This is a genomic window from Kordiimonas sp. SCSIO 12610 (assembly GCF_024398015.1).
GTDB lineage: Bacteria > Pseudomonadota > Alphaproteobacteria > Sphingomonadales > Kordiimonadaceae > CANLMI01.
Window position 1 is genome coordinate 1,733,310 of the sequence record NZ_CP073747.1, and the last position, 24,053, is coordinate 1,757,362.

Here is a 24,053-nt window from a genome sequence, read left to right on the forward strand (position 1 = left end):
TAATTGGCATATAAGAACGATAATGTCCATATTTCATTTCATATATTATGAATAAATATGAAAAATGGTAATAATATTACCTGGTGTGCATATAATATTACGTGTAATTCTTGTTGGCAAAGCTTGCAATTGCGTCAGCGGCTTCCTTTTCATGCAGCATAGGGGCGTGACCAGCTTGGGGTACGGTTACACCGGTCAGTAAGGGATATTCGCTTTCCATACGCTCCAATGTTGATTGCATTAGGAGGTCCGAAGTTTCACCGCGGATGATTAACACAGGAACAGACTTTAGCCCTTCAAATACAGGCCACATATCTGGCATTGATTGTTCTGCCGAAACACTATTAAAATTCTGCGTAATGGCTGGATCATAGTTGGATTTTATCTGGCCGTCTTCTTCAATATAAGTAATGCGGGTAAACCATTTCCAGTCATCATCATTAAAGTAAGGGAAAATATGCTTTGCCGTTTTCTCCACATACTGTTCCGCATCTTCCCATGTCTTTAATTCAGGCGTGGTACCAATATTGTTCTGGATACGTTTGATGCCTTCCGGGTCAACCTCTGGGCCGATATCATTGATCACGGCTGATTTAATTACACCGGGTTGTGCCGCTTGCATCAGGATTGTCATCAATCCCCCCATGGAAGTTCCGATTGCATGGACACTTTTTTGGCCAAGATGGTTCAGCAATTCAAGCGCGTCAGCGACATACGTTCCGGGGTGATAACGCGCGGGATCGCTATCCCATTCAGAGAGGCCTCTGCCGCGCTTGTCGAGGCAGATAACCCTGCATTTGGCCTTCAGGCTATCTGCGACATGTGCAAAGTCATTGGATGTGCGCGTTAGGCCCGGCATACACAAAACAACAGGGGCGTCGCCGCCGGCTGTATTATAGTCCCGGTAATGAAGTTTCAGGCCATCACTGTTTGTGAAATACTCGTGTGTAAAGTCTGGCATAATATCCTCTTATCAATTGTATAATGTTATGATTTTTCTAAAACGCGTGTGTCATCTGATTTAAATGCGATCATGACCAGACTTGCAAAAAAGAGTGTTGTTGATGGGTAAAAGGTAACTTTTTGCTCACTGGCGATATAAAAACCAAATGGGTCGATAATATAGGGTGCGATAGCAGCTAAGCCGACAAAATAGATCAGTGCTTGTAATGGATACGTATATTTGCGGAATAGGCCCAATACAACCAAAAGGCCGATTAGCATTTCCAGAATACCAAGACCATAGTTCGCGATGTCACCGTTGATAATGCCGTCATAATATTTATTGGAAACGCCAACCGCTTTGTCCTTGGCAGCAAGTTTTATTAGCCCCCATATTATAAGGTACGACCCCGTCGAAAACCTCAGCAGTAACAGTGACCATGCTTTCATCATTTTTCCCCTTAGTGATCTGATTTAATCCTATCAATTAAAATGAACCCTATGGGGTGCTAAATCGTGCGTCAATCTTTTAACAGAGTTGTGATTCAAGTCTTTTTGGTCTACACACAGCGCAATTTTACTAACTATGTTTCATCACTACGAATGAAACAGATTGAAAAGGTGAACGAGTGGCTTCCCTCGACGAAGAAATCAACAGACGGCGTACTTTCGCGATTATCTCGCACCCGGATGCCGGTAAAACAACATTGACCGAAAAACTGCTTTTGTTTGGCGGCGCCATTCAAATGGCCGGTGAGGTGAAAGCACGCGGTGACCGCAGGCGCGCACGCTCTGACTGGATGAAGGTGGAGCAAGAACGGGGTATTTCGGTTGCGTCGTCAGTGATGACTTTCGATTTTGAGGGACGCACGTTTAACTTGCTTGACACCCCAGGCCACGAAGATTTTTCTGAAGATACGTATCGCACGCTTTCTGCTGTTGATAGCGCGGTAATGGTGCTTGATGCGGCTAAGGGTATTGAAACCCAAACCCGTAAACTTTTCGAGGTTTGCCGTCTGCGCGATATGCCCATAACAACCTTCATCAATAAAATGGACCGTGAAACCAAGGACCCATTTGAATTATTGGATGAGGTGGAGCAAACCCTTGCGCTTGATGTGTCGCCAGCAAGTTGGCCAATCGGTATGGGCCGAGATTTCAAAGGATGTTATGACCTCATTCATGATCAACTTATTCTGTTTGATCGCGGGAAAGGGGATGCGCTCACTGATGGGATTAAGTGTTCTGGCCTTGATGATCCAAAGCTGGATGAATTGCTTCCTGATTATGCAGTTGAGAAGCTTCGTGAAGATGTTGAGATGGTGCGTGAACTTTGCCCCGAATTTGACCTTCAGGCCTATCTCGAGGGAACGATGACACCCGTGTTTTTTGGTTCTGCAATCAATAATTTCGGCGTTCAGGAACTTCTTGAGGGGGTTGGTAGCTTCGCACCAAAACCGCGTGTTGGCAAAGCCCTAGAGCGCGAAGTTGAACCAGATGAGAAAAAGCTAACGGCGCTTGTGTTTAAAATTCAGGCTAATATGGACCCCAAGCACAGGGACCGTATTGCCTTTGTTCGCATTGTTTCGGGTAAATTCAAAAAAGGTATTAAGCTCAAGCACGTCAGAAGCGGTAAGATTATGGCGGTCCATAATGCGCAGCTTTTCCTTGCGCAAGACCGTGAAATTGCCGAAGAGGCGTTTGCTGGCGATATTATTGGAATACCGAACCACGGGAACCTTCGGATCGGCGATACGCTAACGGAAGGTGAAGAAATTCGCTTCACGGGTGTTCCTTCGTTCGCACCAGAAATTTTGCAGAAAGTACGCTCCGAAGATCCAATGAAGGCAAAACATTTGGGCCGTGCGCTCGAGCAGCTTGCGGAAGAGGGGGCCGCGCGGGTGTTCAAACCAAATCTGGGGAGTGACTGGGTCGTGGGTGTTGTTGGTCCGCTTCAGTTTGATGTTTTGGCTGATCGGATTAGAACCGAATATCAAATTCCGGCAAACTTTGAACCTACAGCCTTGATGACGGCGGAATGGATTGAAGGCGACGCGAGGGAAGTGAAGCAGTTTTCCGATCAAAACAGGGCTTCGATGGCACTTGATCATGCAGGTGCACCTGTTTATCTGGCCCGCAATAACTGGCACCTTGATAAAGCCAAGGATGATTTTCCCAGCCTTCGTTTCTTGAAAACGAAGGAAGAAGTTGCTTAATTAGAAAAAAGCGCGAAGGGGTGAGGGCGTAGATTGCCATACAAGGCAAGTCGCTCCCGCCCTTTTTCCGCGAAACTACGATGGTGGAACCCTAAGGTATCTGCAATCACAAGCGTATTTTCCGGGACGGTAATGACGTCTGGTTTCTCTATATTTAATCCGCTTAGTTCTTGTTCATTAATACGGAATGAGCCATCGCTGTCTTCTGCGTTATTGTGAATAGCAGCGAGTGCCTTTTTCTGTTCCCAATCTAGTCGCTTTTTGGTGAGTTTATGGCTTCCTCTTGCATACGCAAACGGGTCATCCTTGATCGTAACAGGCCTTAGGAAAAACCAAAATTTCATGCTGCTAAAAAACGTATCTCTGTGAATATTTTTCTGTAAATCTTCACCAGTTTCTTCATCGCCGTGGACTGTCAGGTATATCCATAAAGAAGATGATTTGCAGGCCTTATTTTCCCGTAGGCCAGTTTGTCTGAACCGAATGGTATTGCAAGCTTTGGCAAGGCGCATTCTAAAAGTATGAAGGCCCAAGGCATTGAGCATTGGATGACCAACCCATTTATCGGCAAAGTTTTTCTCTCGACTGAATAAAGTTCGCACCGGCATTAACTGATATTTTCAAATGAAACCCCAAAAGTGTATAATTCACATATTCGATGTTTGAAGTTTATGCAAGCAAAGGTTGAGGAGGGAAGGATGTCTGGAAATAAGAGTGGTCGGATAACCGGATTAGGGGGCGTTTTTGTTAAATGCAAAAACAGGGATGATCTTGTTAAATGGTATCGTGACGATCTTGGTCTGTCTTATGATGGGTACGGGATTAATTTTTTGTTCCGCGAACATCATGAACCAGACCGAGAGGGCTATAACGTTTGGGGGCCTTTTAAAGAAGATACGGATTATTTTAAACCGTCTGATAAAGACTTTATGTTGAACCTGCGGGTAGAAAACCTCGAGGGTTTTCTGAAAACATTGAAAGAAAAGGGTATCGAGCAAATTGGGGAAATGGTGGTTGAGGAATATGGGAAGTTCGCCTGGATTGTGGACCCAGAGGGCACAAAAATAGAATTATGGGAACAGATAGGCCCTGTACCCGAAATACCGACAGAAACCTAAGCTGAACGCTTAAGTGATTTCGTGACTTTCTATTCAAGAAGGGAACCTAAACCATCTTTCGGACTATTCATATGAATTGATATTATGTCTGATGTTCTTCATAGTGATGGCTTGGGTTAGGGGAGACATGAAATGAAAAAAACACTGCTTGGTATTGTTGCGCTTATTCTTGTTGGCATAGTGATATTCGTCCTTATTCCAGCGCCTATTGATCCAGTGGCATATAATCCGCCCGCCTCAAAAGGGTTTGTTGATGGTTACGCCCAAAACGATGGGCTTGCGGACGCTGAGGTCATATCACTTGGGGAAGGTATGTATGGCCCAGAAGATGTTGCCGTAGATGAAAGCGGGCGCATATACGGCGGCCTTCATGATGGCAGAATAGTTCGAATTTTACCCGACGGTACGCAGGAAGTTTTCGCAGACACCAAGGGGAGACCATTAGGGTTACATTTTGACCAAACCGGAAACCTGATTGTTGCGGATAGCTGGAAGGGGCTGTTGTCGATTGATCCTGCTGGCGAAATAACGGTTTTAACGACTGAAGCAGATGGTTTGCCGTTCGCATTTACTGATGATCTTGATATCGCCAGTGACGGTAAAATTTATTTCTCGGATGCCAGCAGCAAATATACCCAACCGGATTATGTTCTTGATTTACTGGAGGCACGTGGTCACGGGCGACTGTTGGTTTTTGATCCTGCGACGGGCGAAACAAAATCACTTCTCGATAATCTATATTTTGCGAATGGCATCGCGCTCTCAAAAAACGAAGATTTTGTGCTGGTGAATGAAACAGGCCGGTACCGGATCACACGCTATTGGCTGAAGGGTGAAAAGGCTGGCAGCAGTGATATATTCGTTGATAACCTGCCAGGATTCCCGGACGGTGTTTCTTCCAACAGAAATGGTGTGTTTTGGGTAGCAATGCCAACGCCGCGTAGCGCAGATGTGGATAACGCACACCCAAGTCCGTTTACGAAAAAGCTTTTGTCTAAATTGCCTAAATTTATGCAACCAGCGGCGATTAAGTATGGGCTTGTTCTTGCCTTTGATGAAGAGGGAAATTTGCTCGGTAGCTATCATGATACCGACGGGAATCCGACCTATATGGTGACATCGGTTGAACAAGTGGGGGATCAGATTTATCTCGGTAGCCTAGAGGCTCCCCAAATTGTTCGGCTCAATAAGCCTATTGATTAAAAGCACGCTATTAACCACTTGTTGCTGCAACGGCCCCTGCTGATATAGCAACCATTGCAGCAGCATTGGCAGCCTCGATAGCCTTCTTTGCGGCTTTGCCCGCAAAAGTGCCTTCGGTTATATCCTGAATACGTTTTTTGTGCGCCTTTAATGCCTTCCTATCGAAAAACATTTTTAGCATTTCTGCTTCTTTCAGTAGGGCAATTAAAATTGATGTTCGCTCATCCACGGTTTCTGTGTTTGTGAAAATAGCCTGCTCAATTTGATGAAGGATCGCCTGACGCTCCTCAAACGATATCGTTGGATAATATGTTTTGTTAAACAGAAAGAATATTTTGCGCTCTTGCGCGTCTAATATTCCTTTTTCAACAAGGGGTAATGCGCTTTTCTTGATCAGGTTTCGAATGTTTCCGAACGACTGAACCCAGTGGCTTGTTGAGCGCTCTTTCGCAGAGTTTGATATTTTCGAAAGACACTCATCCATCACTGGGTTGCCAGTTAATTTTGACGATAAAAGCGATACCTTGGGTTCTGATTTCATCCCTAAAAAGCCCCGAGTGCTCTCACCGATATGAATGCGTTCTTTTAAGAACAAATCGGTTAAAACAGCAGCGCCCATGATTGTGCTATAATAGCAGGATGCTTGATGTGCGATGGCGCCAGTATCTGTCTTCAGGGCCAACAGCAGAATAATTTCATGAAGATGAAGGTCAGGCGTATTGGTATCAACCATAAAAATCTCCCCATAATGTTTGGTATATATGGGAAGGTTTTTAAGAGTTTTCAAGGTTTCGAACAGATGTTGCGCAGTCTATTTGTCAAATCTAGCCACTTGCAATTGGAGGAATTGGGACGCCGAAACTTTGCACAAGTGACCCTGCGACAAGCCCCCAGCCATCAACGAGAACAAAGAAAATAAGCTTAAAGGGAAGGGCAATCATAACGGGTGGTAACATCATCATCCCCATGGACATCAAAATGGACGCCACTACCATATCGATAATGATAAACGGGATATAGACAAGGAACCCAATTTCGAAGGCACGGCGAAGTTCGCTAATCATAAAGGCGGGAACAAGCGTAGTGATTGGAATTGCAGCAGGGTCCTCTGCCTGAGGTTGGCCTGCCAAATCCTGAAACAAAACAAGATCTGCCTCGCGTACCTGCGCCATCATGAAATTCCGCATGGGAACGATCCCGCGGTTGTAGGCTTCAATCTCGTCAATTTCTTCATTCACGAGTGGTTCAATGCCCGCGTCCCAAACTTGGGTAAGGGTAGGGGCCATAACATAGGCCGTAAGAAATAAAGCGAGCGAAATAAGAACAATATTTGGCGGGGTTTGCTGCGTACCAAGTGCGCTTCTAAGTAGCGAAAATACAATAACAATGCGGGTGAAACTTGTCATCATCACAAGAATACCGGGTGCTAAACTCAGAACAGTCATCAACAGGATTAATTGAACGACACGCCCTGTTAATGTCCCCCCTTCGCCGAGGTCAATATTGACGGACTGTGCAACTGCATCAGGTGAAATAAAAAGTATCGCTGCGAGCAATATAGGCAGAGACAGTAGTATCAAATATAGAAACGAATTGCGTTTACCCACTTTGACGCTGGCGTGTGCACCAGAATGATTTTTACCATCGAGGAACTTAGCTTTGGATGAGCCAGCTTTAGGCGCATTATTTCTGGGTAAACTCAAGTCTCGCATTGCTGTGACCTCACACTTCAGTGTCCGTATCAGAACTGTTTTCAGAGCTTTTTTCAGGGCTTTGATCTTTTTTGTCAATGACTGTAACCCCGTTTGGGCCTGAACCAAGAAAATATTCATTACGTCCCCACCGAACAACCATCAGCCTGTTGCGGGCATCCAGCATGCGGGTTTCAACCATTTCGATTTTATTTTTTCCTGATTTTGCCGGCAAATGTCCGGGTAGAAGGCCAAATCGTTTTACCGCCCATGATAATCCTACGAGTAACGCCAAAACAAAAATAAGGGCGACCAAAGCCGTAAGGATTTCAACTGTCATTCTCTGTCCTCTCGATAGCCTTTATGTCTTCAGTTAGGTGGCTAGCGTTTGTTTTGTTTGACGATTTCTCGCCGCCGTCCAGGCGTTTTTCATGTTCATATACTTTTTCCAAGATTAAAGAAACAGTATGCAATGCCTCCAGTGGGATAGGGCTATCGATTTCAAATTGATCAAGGATATCAGTTAGTTCTGAATCTTGGCGAACCTTTACGCCCTCTGCAAAGGCAATATCGAGTATTTTTTCGGCGTTATAGCCTTTGCCCTTGGCGGTAATGCGCGGAGTGAGGGAGTTGTCATTTTTTTTAACCGCAACCGCTTTGGTTTTTAAAATGTCTGTATGTTCAGGTTTATTGTTCATATCCATATATCAACGTGATCTGGCCTAGAGATCAAGAATAATTAAAATTTGCCCAATATTTAACATATTAACCATTTTTGTTTAGAACTTGTTAAAATTATATATGTCATGTTAAGATGTTGATAACTATATATAGTACGCTTGTTCAGAAAAAGAAAAGGTTGGCACACAGTTATGGAAACAAATGCTCTACCTATCATGGCTGCACTTAAAAAGCGCTTGAAATGGCTCAATGCCAATCAAAGCGTCGTCAGTCAGAATATCGCGAATGCTGACACGCCGGGCTACCGTGCGAAAAAACTTGCTGAACAGGATTTTTCAAGCTTGGTAGACGGGCTGACTAATACCCAGTCCAGAATGTCTGCAACGAGCACTTTGGCGCTGAAAACAAGTGACGCGAGGCATTTGAGTGCTGGTGGGACGACACAGGGTATCGCTTCCGCATCAGAAGACAAAAGCGTAGAAGAAACACCAGATGGTAACGCTGTTGTTCTCGAAGAAGAGATGCTAAAGCTTGCAGATAATCAAATGCAATATGGTTTAGCAATTAATTTATACCGCAAGAATGCGGGGCTGTTGAAGTCAGCCATTGGTCAGAATGAGGGCTAGAATAGCACCAGATTTCTAAAACGATTAAGTTGGATACGAACAATGGATCTTCAAAAAGCAATGATGACATCTGCGTCTGGGCTCAGGGCTCAGTCGATACGCATGCGTGTTATCTCGGAAAATATTGCAAACTCTGATTCTGTTGCAACTGGACCGGGTGCTGACCCTTATCGGAGAAAGCTCGTCACTTTTAAAAGTGAGCTTGATCGGGAACTGGGTGTCGAGACGGTAGAAGCCAATGATATCCAATTTGACAGGTCTGATTTTGGCCAGCGCTATGATCCAGGTAATCCTGCCGCAGACGCTGCTGGTTACATAAAAACAACAAATGTTAATGGCCTTATTGAAGCGATGGATATGCAGCAGGCGCAGCGGACTTATCAGTCAAATCTGAATGCGTTAGAGGGCTCGCGCAGAATGGCGACCTTAACGCTTGAATTGCTAAGATAGGAGGTCATTCATGAATGTGAAACAATTGGATGCCGTTAATGCCTATTCACAGGCATCACAGAATTTTCAAAATTTGGCCACCTCAGGCGATGACGGTGATGTTGTAAAAACCGGGTCAGCATTCGCCGACCTCGTGAGCGATCAAATTGGGCAGGTTCGTGAAGCAACCGCAACCGCTGAGATAACAAGCGCTCAATCCCTAACTGGGCAGGCTGATCTTGTTGACGTTGTAACATCGGTTTCTAACGCCGAATTAGTCGTTGATACAGTGGTTGCCGTGCGCGACCGCGTGATTTCTGCCTATAATGATATTTTAAAAATGCCGATATGATTGCCGTGCAATTTTATCATGTCTGTTTAATCTCTTTGTGAGTAAGCCATATGAATGGTGCTGAAGTCCTCGATATCGCGAGAGACGCAATTTATGTGTTGTTGGTCATGTCTGGGCCTTTACTCGGAATTGGATTGGTTGTCGGACTTGTCATTGCTTTTTTCCAGGCGCTTACACAAATTCAGGAAATGACGCTGACATTTGTACCCAAAATCATCGCTGTATTTTTGACATTGTTATTGCTTTTGCCTTTCCTTGGTCAGACCATGAATAGCTTTATGGGCCGATTGATGGAACGTGCCGTTAGTGGTGGCTAACGGTGCTTGATAGCTTTCTACCGCAGGAAATTTTTGGTGTTCTTTTGGTAATGACGCGTTTTGCGCCGTTGGTAATGGTGATGCCGGTTTTGGGGGAACAATCTATCCCGCGGCGTGTGCGGGTTAGTTTTTCTTTTCTATTGTCGATTGTTATATATAGTGCTGTGCGTGATCAGCTCGTTGCCTTACCCCCAACGGTTTTTGAATTGCTGACACTCATTGTTCGTGAGTTCATGGTGGGCCTGATTATAGGGCTAATGGCTCGTGTTTTAATGGCTTCCACGCATGTTGCGGGAACAGTTATTGCATTTCAGACGGGCTTAGCGTCCGCGCAGCAATTTGATCCGAACCAGGGCGGGCAAAGTGCAATTGTTGCGTCTTTTATGACCGTAACAGCGATAACATTGATTGTCGTCACTGATCTACATCATTTGATGATTATGGGGTTGGTAAATAGCTATAATCGCTTTCCTGTCGACGATGTTATCCAATTTGCCGATTTTGCTGGGGTGGCTATATATTATGTTGTAGAAGCTTTCGAACTTGGAATTCGCCTCTCGGCTCCGTTCTTGATATATGCCTTGGTTTATAACTTGGGCTTAGGTTTGATTGCCCGCTTGATGCCGCAGTTTCAGGTATTTTTTGTTGGTATGCCGGCCAATGTGTATATGGGTTTTTTGTTACTCATGTTGTTAATCGGTTCGATAATGACATTGTTCCTGGAAAGGGTTCAGGAATATCTTTTGCAGTTTTTAGGGTAAGGACACGCTATGGCTGATGAAGATGATGCTCAGAAAACCGAAGAGCCCACGCCCAAAAAATTACAGGACGCCCTTGAAAAAGGGGATGTGCCCACGAGCCAGGAATTTAAAACCTGGTTCATTCTACTGGCTGCAACAATTCTGATTTTTTCTGCGTCTTCGTTAATTGCCTCAAATATTGTTGGTTACCTCGGTAATTTCCTAACGCAAATCCATGAAATTCAGGCGGATACTGGTGGCTTACAAGGCCCACTAATGGATATGATGTGGGAAGTTTTTCTTATTCTTATGATCCCAATGGGCGCCTTTATTATTGCAGGCCTCGCGGGCAATATGACACAGCATAAATTCATTTTTACCTTTGAAAAAATGAAGCCAAAGCTAAGTAAAATTTCACCACTGAGTGGCTTTAAGCGTATTTTTGGTATGCGCATTTTGGTAGAGTTCGGAAAAATAACAGGCAAGCTTCTAACCGTCGGCGGCGCAGTTGTTATTGTTGTATGGCCAGAGCGTGATCGCTTGGATACGTTAATGTATGTGCCAATTCCTGAACTTATGGAGTTTATGCAGGTTATTTCGTTGCGCTTGTTTGTTGGCGTTTTGGTGGTTTTAACGATTATCGCTGCATTGGATTACAGCTACCAAAAATTCGAACACACCAAGAAGCTGAAAATGACTAAGCAAGAAGTGAAAGATGAGCATAAACAAACAGATGGTGATCCTCAGGTTAAAGCGCGCTTGCGTCAAATTCGGCAGGAGAGAGCGCGGCAAAGAATGATGTCAGCAGTTCCTGATGCTGATGTGGTGATTACAAACCCCACACATTATGCTGTTGCGATCGAATATAAGCATGGTCAAATGGATGTTCCAAGGTTACTTGCGAAGGGAATTGACGAAGTTGCTATGCGCATTCGGGAAGTTGCTGATGAACATAATATTCCGATTGTAGAGAACCCGCCGCTAGCGCGCGCGTTGCATGCTGGTGTCGAACTTGAGCAAGAGGTACCGCCAGAGCATTATAAAGCTGTTGCTGAAGTGATCGGATATATTATGAAATTGGAGAAGGCTGGGGTTAGGGCACGCAAAAAGGTTGTTACCTCTATGCCTGGTGTCTAAGGCGTATTTTCTCTTGAAGATCAATAGACTTGCTTTTGAAAAGCGAGTGCGTAATGTCTAGGCTTTGATATATTTATTGTCATGCTTTTATACTGTTAGGGTATTGAATATGGAAACACGGTTACCGCAGCCAAAATTAGAGAATATCTCTAACGGACCTATTCGGACCGAGACAAAATTGCTCTTGTGGGTGTTTGTTGGGTTTTCGAGCGGTACTGGGGTTGCGTTGTTGGCGCTATTGGTTTCTGGTTGGGAAACGGCATCGGTTGTTGCTGGGATTTGTCTGATTGCTACAGCTTTAAGTCTGGTTCAATATCTTCACCGTATCGACAAACCGTCGGTGAAAGCCATTCTACATAATGCTAATCTTGTTCGCAGTTTATCAGGCATGCATGACAAGGCTATTGTCGTTGCGAGCCTGGAAGGGGATTGTTTGGCGTCTAATGACGCCTTTGATGCACTTTTCTCAACAAAAATCTGGAACCTGCGTGACGTTGTTGATGATGAAATTGAAGACGGTGACTGGGTGGGTTTTTTAGATGAAGCGAGCAAAGGCGGGCACGCAGAAATCCGATTGTCGATTGATAACGAAAAGCACGATGCATTTGTTGTTAAGGCACAACGAATTGATTCCGCAGTTATCTTTGAATTTCTGCCAATCGATACTGATGCACCAATAAAAGAAGCAATTGAGAGTATTACACCTGCGGTAACGCAATGGCTAACGGAAAGCGGCCATGGGGTACTTGTATCTGATATTACTGGTAATGTTCGCTATTCAGGCGGCGCTATTTCGAATTGGTTCGATTATGCGGACCAGGATATCTCCTCTGATTTATCCCTCGAAAGTAATGGTAGAAAGCTTGTTTTTGCTGGCAATGATCATAAAAAGAATTCAGTAGATATTGAAACTGTGACGGGGCCAATATCAAATGATGGCCAAGATGTTGGTTTTATACATTTTCTGACGCGTCTTGATGCTGCCCTAAAGCATGTAGTTCAGGTTGATTCTGAATTTATTATTGATGCTATTTTTGATGAAGCCCCGCTTTCGGTCGCGATTGTATCTGAAGATTGTTCGATAAAAGAATTAAATGCCAGCCTGAAATCTCATATGGCGGGCGCAGACCTTGATACAGGGGATTCAATCTTATCCTTAATCCATAAGGATGATCGGGACGAATTCACCTCAATAATTTCAGATATATACAAAGGGCGTAGTCCAGCGCTGCCATTGGATGTTCGTTTTAATGTACACCCACAAAGGGTGGGGCAGGTCTTTTTCTCTTCGATATTGAATAACGGAGAGAAATATGTGGTGCTCTATATTAATGATACTACTCAGGAAAAAAGCTTAGAACGCCAATTTGTACAAGCGCAGAAAATGCAGGCTGTGGGGCAACTGGCTGGTGGTGTTGCCCACGACTTTAATAACCTTCTGACAGCGATCATTGGGTTCTGTGATTTATTGTTGGTGCGCCATGATGCTGGGGACCAAAGTTTTTCTGATATTATTCAAATCAAACAGAATGCCAACCGCGCGGCCAACCTCGTTCGGCAATTGTTAGCCTTTTCAAGGCAACAGACTTTGAGGCCAAAAGTTCTGATGATAACTGATATTTTGGCGGAGCTATCTAACCTTCTTCGTCGCTTAATCGGTGAGAGGATAAACCTGAAAGTCATCCATGGGCGTGATTTAAAGCCTGTGAAGGTTGATCAGGGCCAGTTAGAGCAGGTTATTATCAACCTGGCTGTTAATGCCCGGGATGCGATGGACGAAAGCGGCGAGCTTGAAATCAGGACTAGTTTAATCGGCCCAGACCATGAGATTGTGAATAAGTATGATATCGTTACACCTGACGAATATATAATGGTGCAGGTCATCGATGACGGCTGCGGTATCAGCAAAGATAATCTTGGAAAAATCTTTGAGCCTTTCTTTACAACCAAAGAGGTAGGGCAGGGCACAGGCCTTGGACTTGCAACAGTCTATGGTATCGTCAAGCAAACTGGCGGTTATGTATTTGCCGAATCTGAAGTTGGAAAAGGCACAACCTTCTTCCTGCTATTGAAGGCACACACCCCGTCTGAGCAGGAAGCCATAGAGGCTAATCAAAAAATTGAAGAAGCACCTGCGCGTGATCTCACCGGCAAGGGCACAATCTTGATTGTTGAGGATGAGGACCCCGTGCGAATGTTTGCATCCCGCGCTTTAACAAACAAAGGCTATACCGTTTTAGAGGCAGTGAGCGGCGAACACGGCCTTGAAGTTCTAATTGAACATGAAGGTGAAGTTGACCTTCTTATTTCTGATGTCGTTATGCCCCAAATGGATGGTCCAGCCCTTGTTGCAGAGGCGCGTAAACGCTTACCGAATTTACCGGTCATTTTTGTTTCCGGTTATGCTGAGGATATGGTTCGTAAAGATTTAGAAGATGAAGATTTTCATTTCTTACCAAAGCCATTTTCGCTAAAAGAACTAGCAGAAAATGTAAAAACTATTCTTCAATAACAACACGTTAGCGTGATATTGTTCTTGTGATAAAGAAAAAGAACAAAAATAGAACAATTTATATTGCTATATAAGAACAAATAGAGTACATAACAGTCATTGCAACTTCCAACAGCCTGTGGAATAAGGAGTGATATTTATGTCTATGCCCGAACTACAATTGGTAAAAGGATCTTCAATGGATAAGACAAAGGCCTTAGAGGCTGCACTCAGTCAGATTGATCGAGCTTTTGGAAAAGGCTCCGTAATGAAGCTTGGTCAAGGGGGAATGAACGCCGAAATTGAAGCCATATCTACGGGTTCCCTGAATTTGGATATCGCGCTCGGAATAGGTGGTTTTCCAAAAGGCCGCATCATTGAAATCTACGGCCCTGAAAGTTCCGGTAAGACGACATTGGCGTTGCACGCTGTAGCGGAATGTCAAAAGGCTGGTGGTATTGCCGCATTCGTTGATGCCGAGCATGCATTAGACCCTGTATACGCGAAGAAAATTGGCGTTGATGTGAATGAATTACTGGTCAGTCAACCAGATGCTGGTGAACAAGCGCTCGAAATTGCTGATACCTTGGTACGCTCTGGTGCTGTTGATATTTTGGTTGTGGACTCTGTTGCAGCCCTAACGCCGCGTGCTGAACTGGAAGGCGAAATGGGGGATAGCCATGTTGGCCTGCAAGCACGTTTGATGAGTCAGGCCTTGAGAAAACTCACTGGGTCAATTTCTCGTTCAAATACGATTGTTATTTTCATTAACCAGATCAGAATGAAAATCGGCGTTATGTATGGTAGCCCGGAAACGACAACAGGTGGTAATGCACTGAAGTTCTATGCTTCTGTTCGTTTGGATATCCGCAGAATTGGTCAGATTAAAGACAAAGACGAGATTGTCGGTAATTCAACCCGGGTGAAGGTTGTGAAGAATAAAGTCGCACCACCGTTTAAGCAGGTTGAGTTCGATATTATGTACGGCGAGGGCGTTTCCAAAACCGGTGAGATACTAGACCTTGGTGTCAAGGCTGGCGTGGTTGAGAAATCGGGTTCCTGGTATAGTTACTCGAGCCAGCGTATCGGACAAGGCCGTGAAAACGCGAAACGTTTCCTTACCGAAAATGTCGATATTGCGAATGAAATCGAAAATGCGATCCGTGCGAATGCGGGCCTCGTTAACGAAGCAATGTTAACGAAGCCTGGTGATGAGGGCGATGATTAAACACATCCAAAACGGGTAGATTGGGGAAAAGGGCGGCTATAGGGTCGCCTTTTTTATGTGCGGATACCCTTTCAGATGAAAAGCACTGGAATTTCTATGCTAATAATACTAAAGCATGGTTGGAAAATAATAGTAATGTAGAGTGTGAGAGCCAACACATGACAATTTCACTGACCAGCACAAATGATATCCGTCGGACTTTTCTGGATTATTTTAAGTCGAATGGACATGAGGTTGTTGCCTCTTCGCCTTTGGTGCCGATTAACGATCCAACTTTGATGTTCACAAATGCTGGCATGGTTCCCTTCAAAAATGTTTTCACAGGAGCTGAAACACGGGAATATTCAATCGCAACCTCTTCTCAGAAGTGTGTCCGTGCTGGTGGTAAACATAATGACCTGGATAATGTAGGTTTTACCGCGCGCCATCATACTTTCTTTGAAATGCTGGGTAACTTCTCTTTTGGCGATTATTTCAAAGAAGAAGCCATTAGTCATGCATGGAATTTGATCACCAAGGAATACGGTCTTAATACGGATAAACTATGCGTTACGGTTTATCATGATGATGATGTGGCCTTTGATTTGTGGAAGAAAATTGCTGGCCTTCCTGACGAAAAGATTATTCGAATTGCAACAAGTGATAATTTCTGGTCAATGGGTGAAACTGGGCCATGTGGACCGTGTTCTGAGATTTTTTATGACCACGGTGACCACATTTGGGGTGGCCCTCCGGGCACTCCGGAAGAGGATGGTGATCGATTTGTAGAAATCTGGAACCTCGTCTTTATGCAATATGAACAGATTTCGAAAGATGTTCGTGAAAACCTTCCGAAGCCAAGCATTGACACAGGCATGGGGTTAGAGCGTATTGCAGCAGTGATGCAAGGCACGCATGACAATTATGAAATCGATACCTTTCGTAGGCTTATTGAAGCATCGGTTGAGGTCACGGGGGCGAAAGAAACCGATGAAAATAAATCTTCACACCGTGTTATCGCAGACCACTTGCGGGCCACAAGTTTTCTGATCGCGGACGGTGTTTTACCGTCCAACGAAGGGCGTGGCTATGTTCTTCGCCGGATTATGCGACGCGCTATGCGTCACGCACACATTCTCGGTGCCAAAGATTTGGTTATGCACCAATTAACCCCTGCGCTCGTGAGTGAAATGGGGCAGGCCTTCCCTGAACTTGTTCGCGCACAGGCATTGATTACAGAAACATTGAAATTGGAAGAAGCGCGCTTCCGCTCTATGCTGGCTAACGGGCTTAAGCTTCTGGATGACGAAGTATCAAAGCTTGCTGATAATCAGGCGTTGCCGGGCGATGTTGCGTTTAAACTGTATGATACATATGGGTTCCCGCTTGATTTGACAGAGGATGCGCTGCGCAGCCAGAAACGTGCTGTGGATGTCGATGGATTTAACGCGTCGATGGATGAACAGCGTGCGAAAGCGCGTGCCGCATGGTCCGGTTCTGGCGATAAGGGTACAGAAAAACTTTGGTTTGACCTTGCTGATCAATTTGGCGCGACCGAATTTGTTGGATACACATCTGAGGCCGCTGAAGGCCAAATTCTAGCAATTGTAAAAGATGGCGCTTCTGTTGAGACGGCAGAGGTAGGTGACGAAATTTCCATCATTTTAAATCAGACGCCGTTTTACGGCGAATCTGGTGGTCAAATGGGGGACACTGGAACCTTCACGACAGATACTGTTTCGGTTCATGTTTCAGATACCACCAAAATGGTTGGTAAGCTGCATGTTCATGTTGCAAATGTGAAGGAAGGCAGCGTTGCAGTTGGTGACACTGTGCAGGCCACTATTGACGACGAACGCCGAAGCAGATTGAAGGCAAACCATTCAGCGACCCACGTTCTTCACGAAGTTTTGCGCCGCGAACTCGGCGAACACGTAACTCAAAAGGGCTCATTGGTTGCACCAGAACGGCTGCGTTTTGACATTTCGCAACCCAAACCGGTATCGGCTGATGAGCTGAAGCGTGTTGAGATTGAAGTGAACCGCTTGATCCGTGATAATGGTCGGGTGCAAACGCGTTTGCTCAGCTACGATGATGCGATCGAGGCGGGGGCGATGGCACTCTTCGGTGAAAAATACGGTGATGAAGTGCGTGTTGTCTCAATGGGTAGCGAGTTTGATACCACAGACCGTGATCATTATTCGGTCGAGCTTTGCGGCGGTACCCATGTTGAGCAGCTTGGTGAGATTGGATTGTTCACGATTGTTTCTGAAAGTGGTGTATCTGCTGGCGTGCGGCGGATCGAGGCTTTAACGGGCGCAGCTGCGCTGGAGCATTTTCATAATCAGCAAGCAATGTTGCTGGAAGCGGCGGGTGCTGCGAAAGCAGCGCCTGATGCGCTTGCAGGTAAAGTTGCTTCACTACTGAATGATCGTAAATCGCTTGAAAAGCAGTTGGCAGAAGCGAAGAAAAAGGCAGCACTCGGTGGCGGTGCTAGCGAAGGGCCTGCTGCTAAGGAAGTCAACGGCATCAAGTTCCTCGGCCAGGTACTTGACGGTGTTAGTCCCAAGGACCTACGCGGTATGGCGGATGATGCTAAGAAAGCCCTTGGCTCAGGTGTTGTAGCGTTTGTAGGCGTTAACGATGGTAAGGCCGGCCTTCTGATTGGGGTGACGGATGACCTGACGGATAAAATCAGTGCAGTTGATCTGGTGCGTGCTGGCGCGGCAGCAGTTGGCGGCAAAGGTGGCGGCGGCAGGCCTGATATGGCGCAGGCTGGCGGCCCTGATGGATCAAAGGCTGCTGATGCGATTGCAGCAATAGAAGCAGCCATTACCGCATGATAATCATAATATTTAATCGTTAAGAGATGATGGCCTGTTTATAGTGATGAACAGGCCATTTTCATTTTTGAAGATCATCGCATTAAAAAAGGCCCGCAAAATTGCGAGCCTTTTTTCAATTATTTTGTAGCGTATTTAGCCGAGTTTAGCTTGCAGGTTGCTGTCGATCTTGTCGAAGAACTGTCCTGTTGTCATCCAGCTTTGGTTCGGCCCGATGAGAAGCGCGAGGTCTTTGGTCATGAAGCCAGTTTCAACTGTTTCAATACAGGTCTTTTCAACGGCTTCAGCAAACGCAGTAACTTCAGGTGTGCCGTCCATTTTGCCGCGGTATTTAAGACCACGTGTCCAGGCGAAGATAGAAGCGATTGGGTTTGTTGATGTTTCCTTGCCTTCCTGATGCTGACGGTAGTGGCGAGTTACTGTGCCGTGCGCAGCTTCAGATTCAACAGTTTTCCCATCTGGGGTCATCAATACTGATGTCATAAGGCCTAGTGAACCAAAACCTTGTGCTACAGTGTCAGACTGAACATCACCGTCGTAGTTCTTACAAGCCCATACAAAGCCACCAGCCCATTTCATTGCGCAAGCAACCATGTCATCAATCAGACGGTGTTCGTATGAAATGCCAGCGTCTTTGAACTTGTCTTCAAATTCCGTTTCAAACACTTCCATGAACAGGTCTTTGAAGCGGCCGTCATAGGCTTTCATGATTGTGTTTTTGGTAGATAAATACACAGGATAGTTACGAGCAAGGCCATAGTTCATGCAGGCACGTGCGAAATCCTTGATCGACGCATCGACGTTATACATGCCCATAGCAACGCCTGATTCAGCAAATTCGTAAATTTCACGCTCGATTGCTTCACCACCGTCCGCTGGCTCGAATTTCATAGTCAGTTTACCAGCACCCGGTACTTTGAAATCAGTTGCACGGTACTGATCACCAAATGCGTGACGGCCGATGATGATTGGCTGTGTCCAGCCTGGAACAAGGCGTGGTACGTTTTGCATGATGATTGGCTCGCGGAAAACTGTACCGCCCAAGATGTTACGGATCGTGCCGTTAGGGCTGCGCCACATTTTCTTGAGGTCGAATTCTTCTACACGCTGCTCGTCTGGTGTGATTGTCGCACATTTTACGCCAACACCGTGTTCCTTGATAGCATTTGCAGCATCAATGGTGATCTGATCATCCGTCTCATCACGTTTCTGAACAGAGAGGTCATAATAAAGAAGTTCAACATCAAGATATGGCTGGATCAAACGCTCTCTAATCCACTGCCAGATGATGCGTGTCATTTCATCGCCGTCGATTTCGACGATAGGGTTTTTTACAGATATTTTGCTCATTATGTCCCTCGAACTATATATTTATGTTTGCAGGAAGGTCTGCAAGTTTGGAAAAGCTCCAAAATTCGGCGCACCCTAACACTTAAGCAAAAGAAGTTGAAGGCCTAACAGCGGCAAAACTTCTATTTTTTCGATAAAACACGCCTTTGTGTGCATGGTTCAGAATAAATTACTATTGTTTTCAGTATCCGTTCGATTAAATGCCCTTAAATATGCTAGGGCGTCCTCAGCTGTTTCCACAACATGTAGCAAGGCTCGATTTGCTTCACTTGCAAAACCATCATCGACAACGTGGTTGATGAGTTCCAGCAAAGGTGACCAATAGTTATTTTGATTGAGAAGGATTATGGGTTTCCTGTGCAAACTAAGTTGTGCCCATGTCATGACTTCCAGGGTTTCATCGAGTGTTCCAAGACCACCTGGTAAAACGATGAAGGCGTCAGAACGGTCAAACATCATCTTCTTACGATCGTGCATATTTCGCGTGATATGCAATTCACTAAGGCCTTCCTGGGTGATTTCAATACTATCAAGATGCTCTGGAATTATGCCGACTACTCTGCCACCTTTTTCAATTGCCGCACGCGCCGTTATTCCCATAAGGCCCACGCTGCCTGCGCCGTACACTAAATTCATCCTGTTCTCTGCAATTAAATGCCCAAGCTCGGTTGCCATTTCAGCAAAATAGGGTTTGTTTCCGGTTCTGGAACCGCAGTAAACACAGACAGATTGAATGGCAAATTTCGCCGTTTCAGTAGTTTCAGCCATAAATATCCTTACCAAAGTTTGTGCTGACAAAGTTTTGACATGTTTTTACGAAATTTATACATATATATAACATGTTGATCGTTAGTTGTTTGTATTATGAAATGAAAAGAATACATGATTCAATCTGATAAAAATCAGGATAATAAAACAAAGCCAATTTTTCTTTTGATTGGGGCTTTAGCTGCTATCGCGGTTGCGGTGTATTTTTTGACTTCAGAAAATGAAAATCAAATAACAGATAACGAGACGACGTCTGAAAAGGTAGAAGTGTTTCCGTCGGATACTGTGAATACAGAAGCCGCCTTGGATAGTGCTATCCCTGAGTTCGATTTGGTGCGTATTTCCCGCGGGGGGACAGGCGTTATTGCTGGTAAGGTATCCCCGGGTTCTGTAGTTGAACTTTATGCTAACGGTGAAAAAATATCCGAGGTGAAAGCCGATACTAACGGTGAATGGGTAATGATCCTGGAACAACCGCTTGAAAGTGGTTCGGTTGAATTGAACCTTAAGTCGCCGCAAGGCAATGGTGCCTTAAAAGAAGCAAGTGATGTTGTCGTTGTCTCCGTACCAGAGAGGGATAGTGAACGTTTCATTGAAGCAGAAGAGAACGGCGTTGTTGCGGTTCTTTCGCCGAAGGACGGTGAGGGCCCAAGCAAAATTCTCCAGCGTCCTGGGGTAGGGGCTTTTTCTGAGGTAGGTGATAGCCTGTCGATAGATACTGTTGATTACGGCGAGGGCGGTGCCCCAGTTGTGAGCGGAAATGCCCTTCCGCGGGTGGATGTGCGGTTGTATTTAAACGACAAATTTGTTGGATCAACAAAAGCAAGCGATAACGGCGATTGGACAATCAGGCTTGATACTACAGACACTTTGAGTGGTCAGCAGACGCTACGCGCCGATCAAACAGTCGCAGAAGGTAAGGTTTCACTGAGGGTGTTACAGCCCTTTAATGCGGGGCTCGAGCTTGACCCTTCAACAGCGACCAGTGGTGTCATCATAAAACCTGGCAACACATTATGGCAAATTGCCCGCCAGCTTTATGGGTCGGGTGTTCGTTATACCGTTATCTTTAAGGAAAATAGTGAACTTATTGAGGACCCGGATGTTATTTATCCGGGACAGATATTCACGTTGCCTAAAGCTGGTTAGATGATAGCGTAATCGCTGCTTTTACATCAATAGAATAAAAATCTGTGCCTGTTGGATGCGGTTAGTTTATTGGCCTGAGGTGGCTTCTAAGTGCGCGTAGATGATTTTCTGACTCGAGTAATATTAATGTCAGTGCACTCATCAACTCTGAGCCCAAAAGTTTTTCATCTGTTGTTGTGATGCTTTCAAAGGTGATCTTACCTTGATCACCGATTGAGTATGAAGAATCGATGCCGCGGTTTGTTGAATAAAGCCGCTCTATCGCCATCGCACGTTGGTTCGGGTCTTCAACCGTGAGGAATAAACGCCCTAAATTGGCCTGAATATGAATATGCGCACCATTGCTATGATTTTCTTCTGATTTTGCATGAAAACGAATGCCTTCCCATTCAAAATCCAGTTGATCAAATTGCGCGTCGTCAAGTTTTTCTAGTTGGCCTTGAGCCTGCTCGAGGGTGTCATTGAGTTTCATATTGCTGTCTATATCAGGTTGAAAATAAATTAAATAATCAAAACCAAAGCGTTAGCAGCGATAATGAGTTAATCCAGTTAATCTATGGTTAACGTTGATTGGAAATTTATTTTTTCTTTGCCTTCCCTTAAAAGAACAGGCAAAACACAAATAATACATAATATTTGGTGTGCGCTGACTTATCGTACGCCCTGAAAGGGAAAAGGCTACCCAATGAAATCGAGTGATGCGGTCCAGCTTAAGGTTCATAATGAAGGGCATTTGTTTATTGCTATCTTTTTCGTAGCATCGATAGCATTATATTGGCTCTATAGTCCTCTTGGTGTTGTGGGGCTTTTGGCCACTCTATGGTGTATTTATTTTTTCCGCGATCCTGACCGTGTTGTACCTGATGATGAAAATATCCTCGTCAGCCCTGCTGACGGTACTGTGTGCGCAATTGTGGAAGCTGACCCGCCTGCTGAATTAGAAATGGGCGAAGGTAAAAGAACCCGCATCTCTATCTTCCTCTCAGTATTTAATGTTCATGTCAATCGTATGCCCGCTGCTGGTAAAGTAACAAATGTTGCTTACGTACCTGGAAAATACCTTGATGCAGCGTCCAATGAAGCCAGTGAGGAAAATGAACGTCAACTCATCCGTATGACGACAGAAGATGGATCTGACATTGCGTTTGCTCAGGTCGCTGGATTGATTGCTCGTCGTATTCTTTGTGACCTTGAAGTAGGAAGCGAAATGGCACGCGGTGATCGATTTGGCCTTATTCGCTTTGGTAGCCGCACGGATATCTATCTGGATACAGATCAGGTACCTGCCGTGAAAATTGGTCAAACAATGATTGGCGGTGAGACCATTATTGCACGGAAGAAATAAGATCATCGATTTATCCAATGATGTGTCGATGTATCGTTAGGCAGGCAATGAACCAATATGACCAAAACAAATAAACCACTTTTATTTCAGGCGATATCAATTCGTACGATCTTGCCTAGTGTTGTAACTTTGTTGGCGTTTATTTCGGGGCTAAGTTCTATTAAATTTGCTCTGGCAGGTAAGTGGGAGTTCGCAGTCGCAGCCATCTTGTTTGCTGGTATATTTGATGGGTTGGATGGTCATGTTGCCCGGCTATTAAATAGCACTAGCCGGTTTGGTGCGGAACTGGATTCGTTATCAGATGTTGTTGCCTTTGGTGTTGCCCCTGCAATCGTTTTATATTTGTGGTCACTTGAAAGCATTGACCGTGTAGGGTGGGCGGCATCCATTTTATATGCGAGTGCTATGGCTCTGAGGCTCGCACGTTTTAATGCGCGATTGGATGCCGATAATGACCCAAGGAAAAGGTTTGGGTTTTTAACAGGGATTCCTGCACCTGTTGGGGCTGCACTGGCACTTGCCCCGATGATGGTTGATTTCAGTCTGGCTGATGTTTCCATTAAAGCGCATGCATATTATATTGCGCCATATGTCATTGTGATTGCGTTATTGCTGGTCTCAACGCTACCAACCGTCTCTTTGAAGGCAATTCGAATTAAAAAAGAGTATTTTGTGTTGGTAATGCTTGTCATCGCTGCAATCATTACGGGACTATTTGTGCACACATGGTTAGTGATGTTGATTATTGGTGTCGTTTATCTTGTGTCTTTGCCAATTTGTTTTGTTGCGTACCAGAAACGCCTGAAGCAAAAAGGGCGACCATGAAAACCTAGCGACCTAGGTTTGTTTACATCCTGCGATATAATAGAAGCAAAACTGTTTGCATTAATCCGTTAAGGATTTGCTGTTTTCTTGAAGAAATTTAGCAGCAGCACGCTGCATTTCCAGCCCATATTCAATCACAAATTTTGACGCGCCGGTTGGTTTTTCAGACAATAAATCTTCTAAAACTTTTATTTGGTTCGCGTGATATTCAATACGCTCGTCAACGAGGTTTTGAATACGGTTTGGTGAAATGGCTTCGGCAAACAGTAAGGCAGCAAGGAACTCAGATCTGTTTTTGTCAGGTTTTGGGCTTTTCTCTAGCGTGCCCTCCAGCTCTTTTACGCCTAGTTTCGTAAGGCTGTAAATTTTCTTGTCTGGCCGGTTACTTTGGGTTTCTGACCTGCAGGTTATAAAACCTTCATCTGTTAGTTTGGTAAGGGCAGGATAAATAGAGCCAAAGCTTGCTTCACTAAAAAAACTAAAGCTACCTTCTGCGACCATTTTTTTTATCTCATAGCCGGTAGCGTCGCCCAAGCTAAGTATCCCTAAACAGAGTGTTTTTATATCCATTAACCTATTCCAAATATTTGGATTATTATTAGCATTGTATATTCACTGTACAT

26 protein-coding genes are annotated in these 24,053 nt (G+C 44.9%); 15 read left to right on the top strand and 11 right to left on the bottom strand.

What is annotated here, in order from left to right; genetic code table 11:
* Positions 1–97 precede the first annotated feature (97 nt).
* Together KFF44_RS07980 and KFF44_RS07985 are read right to left on the bottom strand one after the other, a co-directional pair.
* Complete coding sequence (locus tag KFF44_RS07980; protein ID WP_255938760.1) at positions 98–961, bottom strand: alpha/beta fold hydrolase; 864 nt, start codon at positions 959–961, stop codon at positions 98–100.
* A gap of 26 nt (positions 962–987) precedes the next feature.
* Positions 988–1,395, bottom strand: coding sequence for a DoxX family membrane protein (locus KFF44_RS07985; protein ID WP_255938761.1), 408 nt, complete (start codon positions 1,393–1,395; stop codon positions 988–990).
* A gap of 176 nt (positions 1,396–1,571) precedes the next feature.
* Between KFF44_RS07985 and KFF44_RS07990 the strand changes: the two genes are divergently transcribed.
* Positions 1,572–3,158 (top strand): peptide chain release factor 3, encoded by a 1,587-nt coding sequence (locus KFF44_RS07990; RefSeq protein WP_255938762.1) that lies wholly within the window; start codon positions 1,572–1,574, stop codon positions 3,156–3,158.
* Here KFF44_RS07990 and KFF44_RS07995 read toward each other — a convergent pair.
* A complete protein-coding gene (locus KFF44_RS07995; protein WP_255938764.1) occupies positions 3,155–3,760 on the bottom strand; it encodes a hypothetical protein in 606 nt (201 codons plus the stop codon). The two genes, KFF44_RS07990 and KFF44_RS07995, sit on opposite strands and share 4 nt — an antisense overlap.
* Before the next feature lie 96 nt (positions 3,761–3,856).
* Between KFF44_RS07995 and KFF44_RS08000 the strand changes: the two genes are divergently transcribed.
* Entirely contained in the window at positions 3,857–4,276 is a 420-nt protein-coding gene (locus tag KFF44_RS08000) for a VOC family protein (RefSeq protein WP_255938765.1), read from the top strand.
* Between the two features lie 132 nt (positions 4,277–4,408).
* Positions 4,409–5,479 carry an SMP-30/gluconolactonase/LRE family protein gene (locus KFF44_RS08005; RefSeq protein ID WP_255938767.1) on the top strand — a complete coding sequence of 357 codons (1,071 nt, stop codon included), beginning with the start codon at positions 4,409–4,411 and terminating at the stop codon, positions 5,477–5,479.
* A gap of 10 nt (positions 5,480–5,489) precedes the next feature.
* Here the strand turns inward: KFF44_RS08005 and KFF44_RS08010 are convergent, their stop codons facing one another.
* The 4 genes from KFF44_RS08010 to KFF44_RS08025 form a co-directional block, all read right to left on the bottom strand.
* The gene (locus KFF44_RS08010) at positions 5,490–6,212 is read right to left on the bottom strand and encodes a GPP34 family phosphoprotein (protein WP_255938768.1); all 723 of its coding nucleotides are present in this window, start codon (positions 6,210–6,212) and stop codon (positions 5,490–5,492) included.
* 91 nt (positions 6,213–6,303) lie between these two features.
* Positions 6,304–7,191: a flagellar type III secretion system pore protein FliP gene (gene fliP, locus KFF44_RS08015; RefSeq protein ID WP_255938771.1), complete on the bottom strand. Its 888-nt coding sequence runs from the start codon at positions 7,189–7,191 to the stop codon at positions 6,304–6,306.
* Between the two features lie 10 nt (positions 7,192–7,201).
* Entirely contained in the window at positions 7,202–7,510 is a 309-nt protein-coding gene (gene fliO / locus KFF44_RS08020; protein ID WP_255938772.1) for a flagellar biosynthetic protein FliO, read from the bottom strand.
* Positions 7,500–7,868: an EscU/YscU/HrcU family type III secretion system export apparatus switch protein gene (locus KFF44_RS08025; RefSeq protein WP_255938773.1), complete on the bottom strand. Its 369-nt coding sequence runs from the start codon at positions 7,866–7,868 to the stop codon at positions 7,500–7,502. The genes fliO and KFF44_RS08025 overlap by 11 nt, the downstream gene beginning before the upstream one ends.
* Positions 7,869–8,042: 174 nt before the next feature.
* On the opposite strand from KFF44_RS08025, the gene flgB reads away from it, so the two are divergent.
* The 9 genes from flgB (at position 8,043) to alaS (ending at position 17,993) form a co-directional block, all read left to right on the top strand.
* On the top strand, positions 8,043–8,477 hold the full coding sequence (flgB, locus tag KFF44_RS08030; RefSeq protein WP_255938776.1) for a flagellar basal body rod protein FlgB: 435 nt from the start codon (positions 8,043–8,045) through the stop codon (positions 8,475–8,477).
* A 42-nt stretch (positions 8,478–8,519) separates the two neighbouring features.
* Entirely contained in the window at positions 8,520–8,927 is a 408-nt protein-coding gene (flgC, locus tag KFF44_RS08035) for a flagellar basal body rod protein FlgC (protein ID WP_255938778.1), read from the top strand.
* 10 nt (positions 8,928–8,937) lie between these two features.
* Entirely contained in the window at positions 8,938–9,258 is a 321-nt protein-coding gene (locus tag KFF44_RS08040; RefSeq protein ID WP_255938782.1) for a flagellar hook-basal body complex protein FliE, read from the top strand.
* A 50-nt stretch (positions 9,259–9,308) separates the two neighbouring features.
* A complete protein-coding gene (gene fliQ / locus KFF44_RS08045) occupies positions 9,309–9,575 on the top strand; it encodes a flagellar biosynthesis protein FliQ (protein WP_255938783.1) in 267 nt (88 codons plus the stop codon).
* Between the two features lie 2 nt (positions 9,576–9,577).
* Entirely contained in the window at positions 9,578–10,336 is a 759-nt protein-coding gene (gene fliR / locus KFF44_RS08050) for a flagellar biosynthetic protein FliR (RefSeq protein ID WP_255938784.1), read from the top strand.
* Between the two features lie 9 nt (positions 10,337–10,345).
* Entirely contained in the window at positions 10,346–11,452 is a 1,107-nt protein-coding gene (gene flhB, locus KFF44_RS08055) for a flagellar biosynthesis protein FlhB (RefSeq protein ID WP_255938786.1), read from the top strand.
* 109 nt (positions 11,453–11,561) lie between these two features.
* Complete coding sequence (locus tag KFF44_RS08060; RefSeq protein WP_255938791.1) at positions 11,562–13,964, top strand: ATP-binding protein; 2,403 nt, start codon at positions 11,562–11,564, stop codon at positions 13,962–13,964.
* A gap of 139 nt (positions 13,965–14,103) precedes the next feature.
* On the top strand, positions 14,104–15,171 hold the full coding sequence (recA, locus tag KFF44_RS08065) for a recombinase RecA (RefSeq protein ID WP_370691129.1): 1,068 nt from the start codon (positions 14,104–14,106) through the stop codon (positions 15,169–15,171).
* 170 nt (positions 15,172–15,341) lie between these two features.
* Complete coding sequence (alaS, locus tag KFF44_RS08070) at positions 15,342–17,993, top strand: alanine--tRNA ligase (protein ID WP_370691154.1); 2,652 nt, start codon at positions 15,342–15,344, stop codon at positions 17,991–17,993.
* A gap of 135 nt (positions 17,994–18,128) precedes the next feature.
* Here the strand turns inward: alaS and KFF44_RS08075 are convergent, their stop codons facing one another.
* A complete protein-coding gene (locus KFF44_RS08075) occupies positions 18,129–19,343 on the bottom strand; it encodes an NADP-dependent isocitrate dehydrogenase (RefSeq protein WP_255933228.1) in 1,215 nt (404 codons plus the stop codon).
* A gap of 159 nt (positions 19,344–19,502) precedes the next feature.
* Positions 19,503–20,111, bottom strand: coding sequence for a TIGR00730 family Rossman fold protein (locus KFF44_RS08080; RefSeq protein ID WP_255933229.1), 609 nt, complete (start codon positions 20,109–20,111; stop codon positions 19,503–19,505).
* 114 nt (positions 20,112–20,225) lie between these two features.
* Between KFF44_RS08080 and KFF44_RS08085 the strand changes: the two genes are divergently transcribed.
* Positions 20,226–21,260 (top strand): LysM peptidoglycan-binding domain-containing protein, encoded by a 1,035-nt coding sequence (locus tag KFF44_RS08085; protein WP_255933230.1) that lies wholly within the window; start codon positions 20,226–20,228, stop codon positions 21,258–21,260.
* Between the two features lie 61 nt (positions 21,261–21,321).
* Here KFF44_RS08085 and KFF44_RS08090 read toward each other — a convergent pair whose 3' ends face one another.
* Complete coding sequence (locus KFF44_RS08090; protein WP_255933232.1) at positions 21,322–21,732, bottom strand: hypothetical protein; 411 nt, start codon at positions 21,730–21,732, stop codon at positions 21,322–21,324.
* Between the two features lie 213 nt (positions 21,733–21,945).
* On the opposite strand from KFF44_RS08090, the gene KFF44_RS08095 reads away from it, so the two are divergent.
* Both KFF44_RS08095 and KFF44_RS08100 read left to right on the top strand, forming a co-directional pair.
* Complete coding sequence (locus tag KFF44_RS08095) at positions 21,946–22,605, top strand: phosphatidylserine decarboxylase (RefSeq protein WP_255933233.1); 660 nt, start codon at positions 21,946–21,948, stop codon at positions 22,603–22,605.
* Between the two features lie 57 nt (positions 22,606–22,662).
* Positions 22,663–23,430, top strand: a complete 768-nt coding sequence (locus KFF44_RS08100) for a phosphatidylcholine/phosphatidylserine synthase (RefSeq protein WP_255933234.1) — start codon at positions 22,663–22,665, stop codon at positions 23,428–23,430.
* A gap of 60 nt (positions 23,431–23,490) precedes the next feature.
* Here KFF44_RS08100 and KFF44_RS08105 read toward each other — a convergent pair whose 3' ends face one another.
* Positions 23,491–24,000 carry a PadR family transcriptional regulator gene (locus KFF44_RS08105; RefSeq protein ID WP_255933235.1) on the bottom strand — a complete coding sequence of 170 codons (510 nt, stop codon included), beginning with the start codon at positions 23,998–24,000 and terminating at the stop codon, positions 23,491–23,493.
* Positions 24,001–24,053: the final 53 nt, after the last annotated feature.

Coding starts and splice junctions, on each gene's coding strand:
- KFF44_RS08060 (WP_255938791.1), top strand. CDS start 11,562: ATGGAAACACGGTTACCGCAGCCAAAATTAGAGAATATCTCTAACGGA.
- KFF44_RS08095 (WP_255933233.1), top strand. CDS start 21,946: ATGAAATCGAGTGATGCGGTCCAGCTTAAGGTTCATAATGAAGGGCAT.
- flgB (WP_255938776.1), top strand. CDS start 8,043: ATGGAAACAAATGCTCTACCTATCATGGCTGCACTTAAAAAGCGCTTG.
- KFF44_RS08105 (WP_255933235.1), bottom strand. CDS start 24,000: ATGGATATAAAAACACTCTGTTTAGGGATACTTAGCTTGGGCGACGCT.
- fliO (WP_255938772.1), bottom strand. CDS start 7,510: ATGACAGTTGAAATCCTTACGGCTTTGGTCGCCCTTATTTTTGTTTTG.
- KFF44_RS07985 (WP_255938761.1), bottom strand. CDS start 1,395: ATGATGAAAGCATGGTCACTGTTACTGCTGAGGTTTTCGACGGGGTCG.
- KFF44_RS07980 (WP_255938760.1), bottom strand. CDS start 961: ATGCCAGACTTTACACACGAGTATTTCACAAACAGTGATGGCCTGAAA.
- flgC (WP_255938778.1), top strand. CDS start 8,520: ATGGATCTTCAAAAAGCAATGATGACATCTGCGTCTGGGCTCAGGGCT.
- KFF44_RS08040 (WP_255938782.1), top strand. CDS start 8,938: ATGAATGTGAAACAATTGGATGCCGTTAATGCCTATTCACAGGCATCA.
- KFF44_RS08085 (WP_255933230.1), top strand. CDS start 20,226: ATGATTCAATCTGATAAAAATCAGGATAATAAAACAAAGCCAATTTTT.
- KFF44_RS08075 (WP_255933228.1), bottom strand. CDS start 19,343: ATGAGCAAAATATCTGTAAAAAACCCTATCGTCGAAATCGACGGCGAT.
- KFF44_RS08010 (WP_255938768.1), bottom strand. CDS start 6,212: ATGGTTGATACCAATACGCCTGACCTTCATCTTCATGAAATTATTCTG.
- KFF44_RS08080 (WP_255933229.1), bottom strand. CDS start 20,111: ATGGCTGAAACTACTGAAACGGCGAAATTTGCCATTCAATCTGTCTGT.
- fliQ (WP_255938783.1), top strand. CDS start 9,309: ATGAATGGTGCTGAAGTCCTCGATATCGCGAGAGACGCAATTTATGTG.
- flhB (WP_255938786.1), top strand. CDS start 10,346: ATGGCTGATGAAGATGATGCTCAGAAAACCGAAGAGCCCACGCCCAAA.
- recA (WP_370691129.1), top strand. CDS start 14,104: ATGTCTATGCCCGAACTACAATTGGTAAAAGGATCTTCAATGGATAAG.
- KFF44_RS08100 (WP_255933234.1), top strand. CDS start 22,663: ATGACCAAAACAAATAAACCACTTTTATTTCAGGCGATATCAATTCGT.
- KFF44_RS08005 (WP_255938767.1), top strand. CDS start 4,409: ATGAAAAAAACACTGCTTGGTATTGTTGCGCTTATTCTTGTTGGCATA.
- KFF44_RS08025 (WP_255938773.1), bottom strand. CDS start 7,868: ATGAACAATAAACCTGAACATACAGACATTTTAAAAACCAAAGCGGTT.
- KFF44_RS08090 (WP_255933232.1), bottom strand. CDS start 21,732: ATGAAACTCAATGACACCCTCGAGCAGGCTCAAGGCCAACTAGAAAAA.
- fliP (WP_255938771.1), bottom strand. CDS start 7,191: ATGCGAGACTTGAGTTTACCCAGAAATAATGCGCCTAAAGCTGGCTCA.
- KFF44_RS08000 (WP_255938765.1), top strand. CDS start 3,857: ATGTCTGGAAATAAGAGTGGTCGGATAACCGGATTAGGGGGCGTTTTT.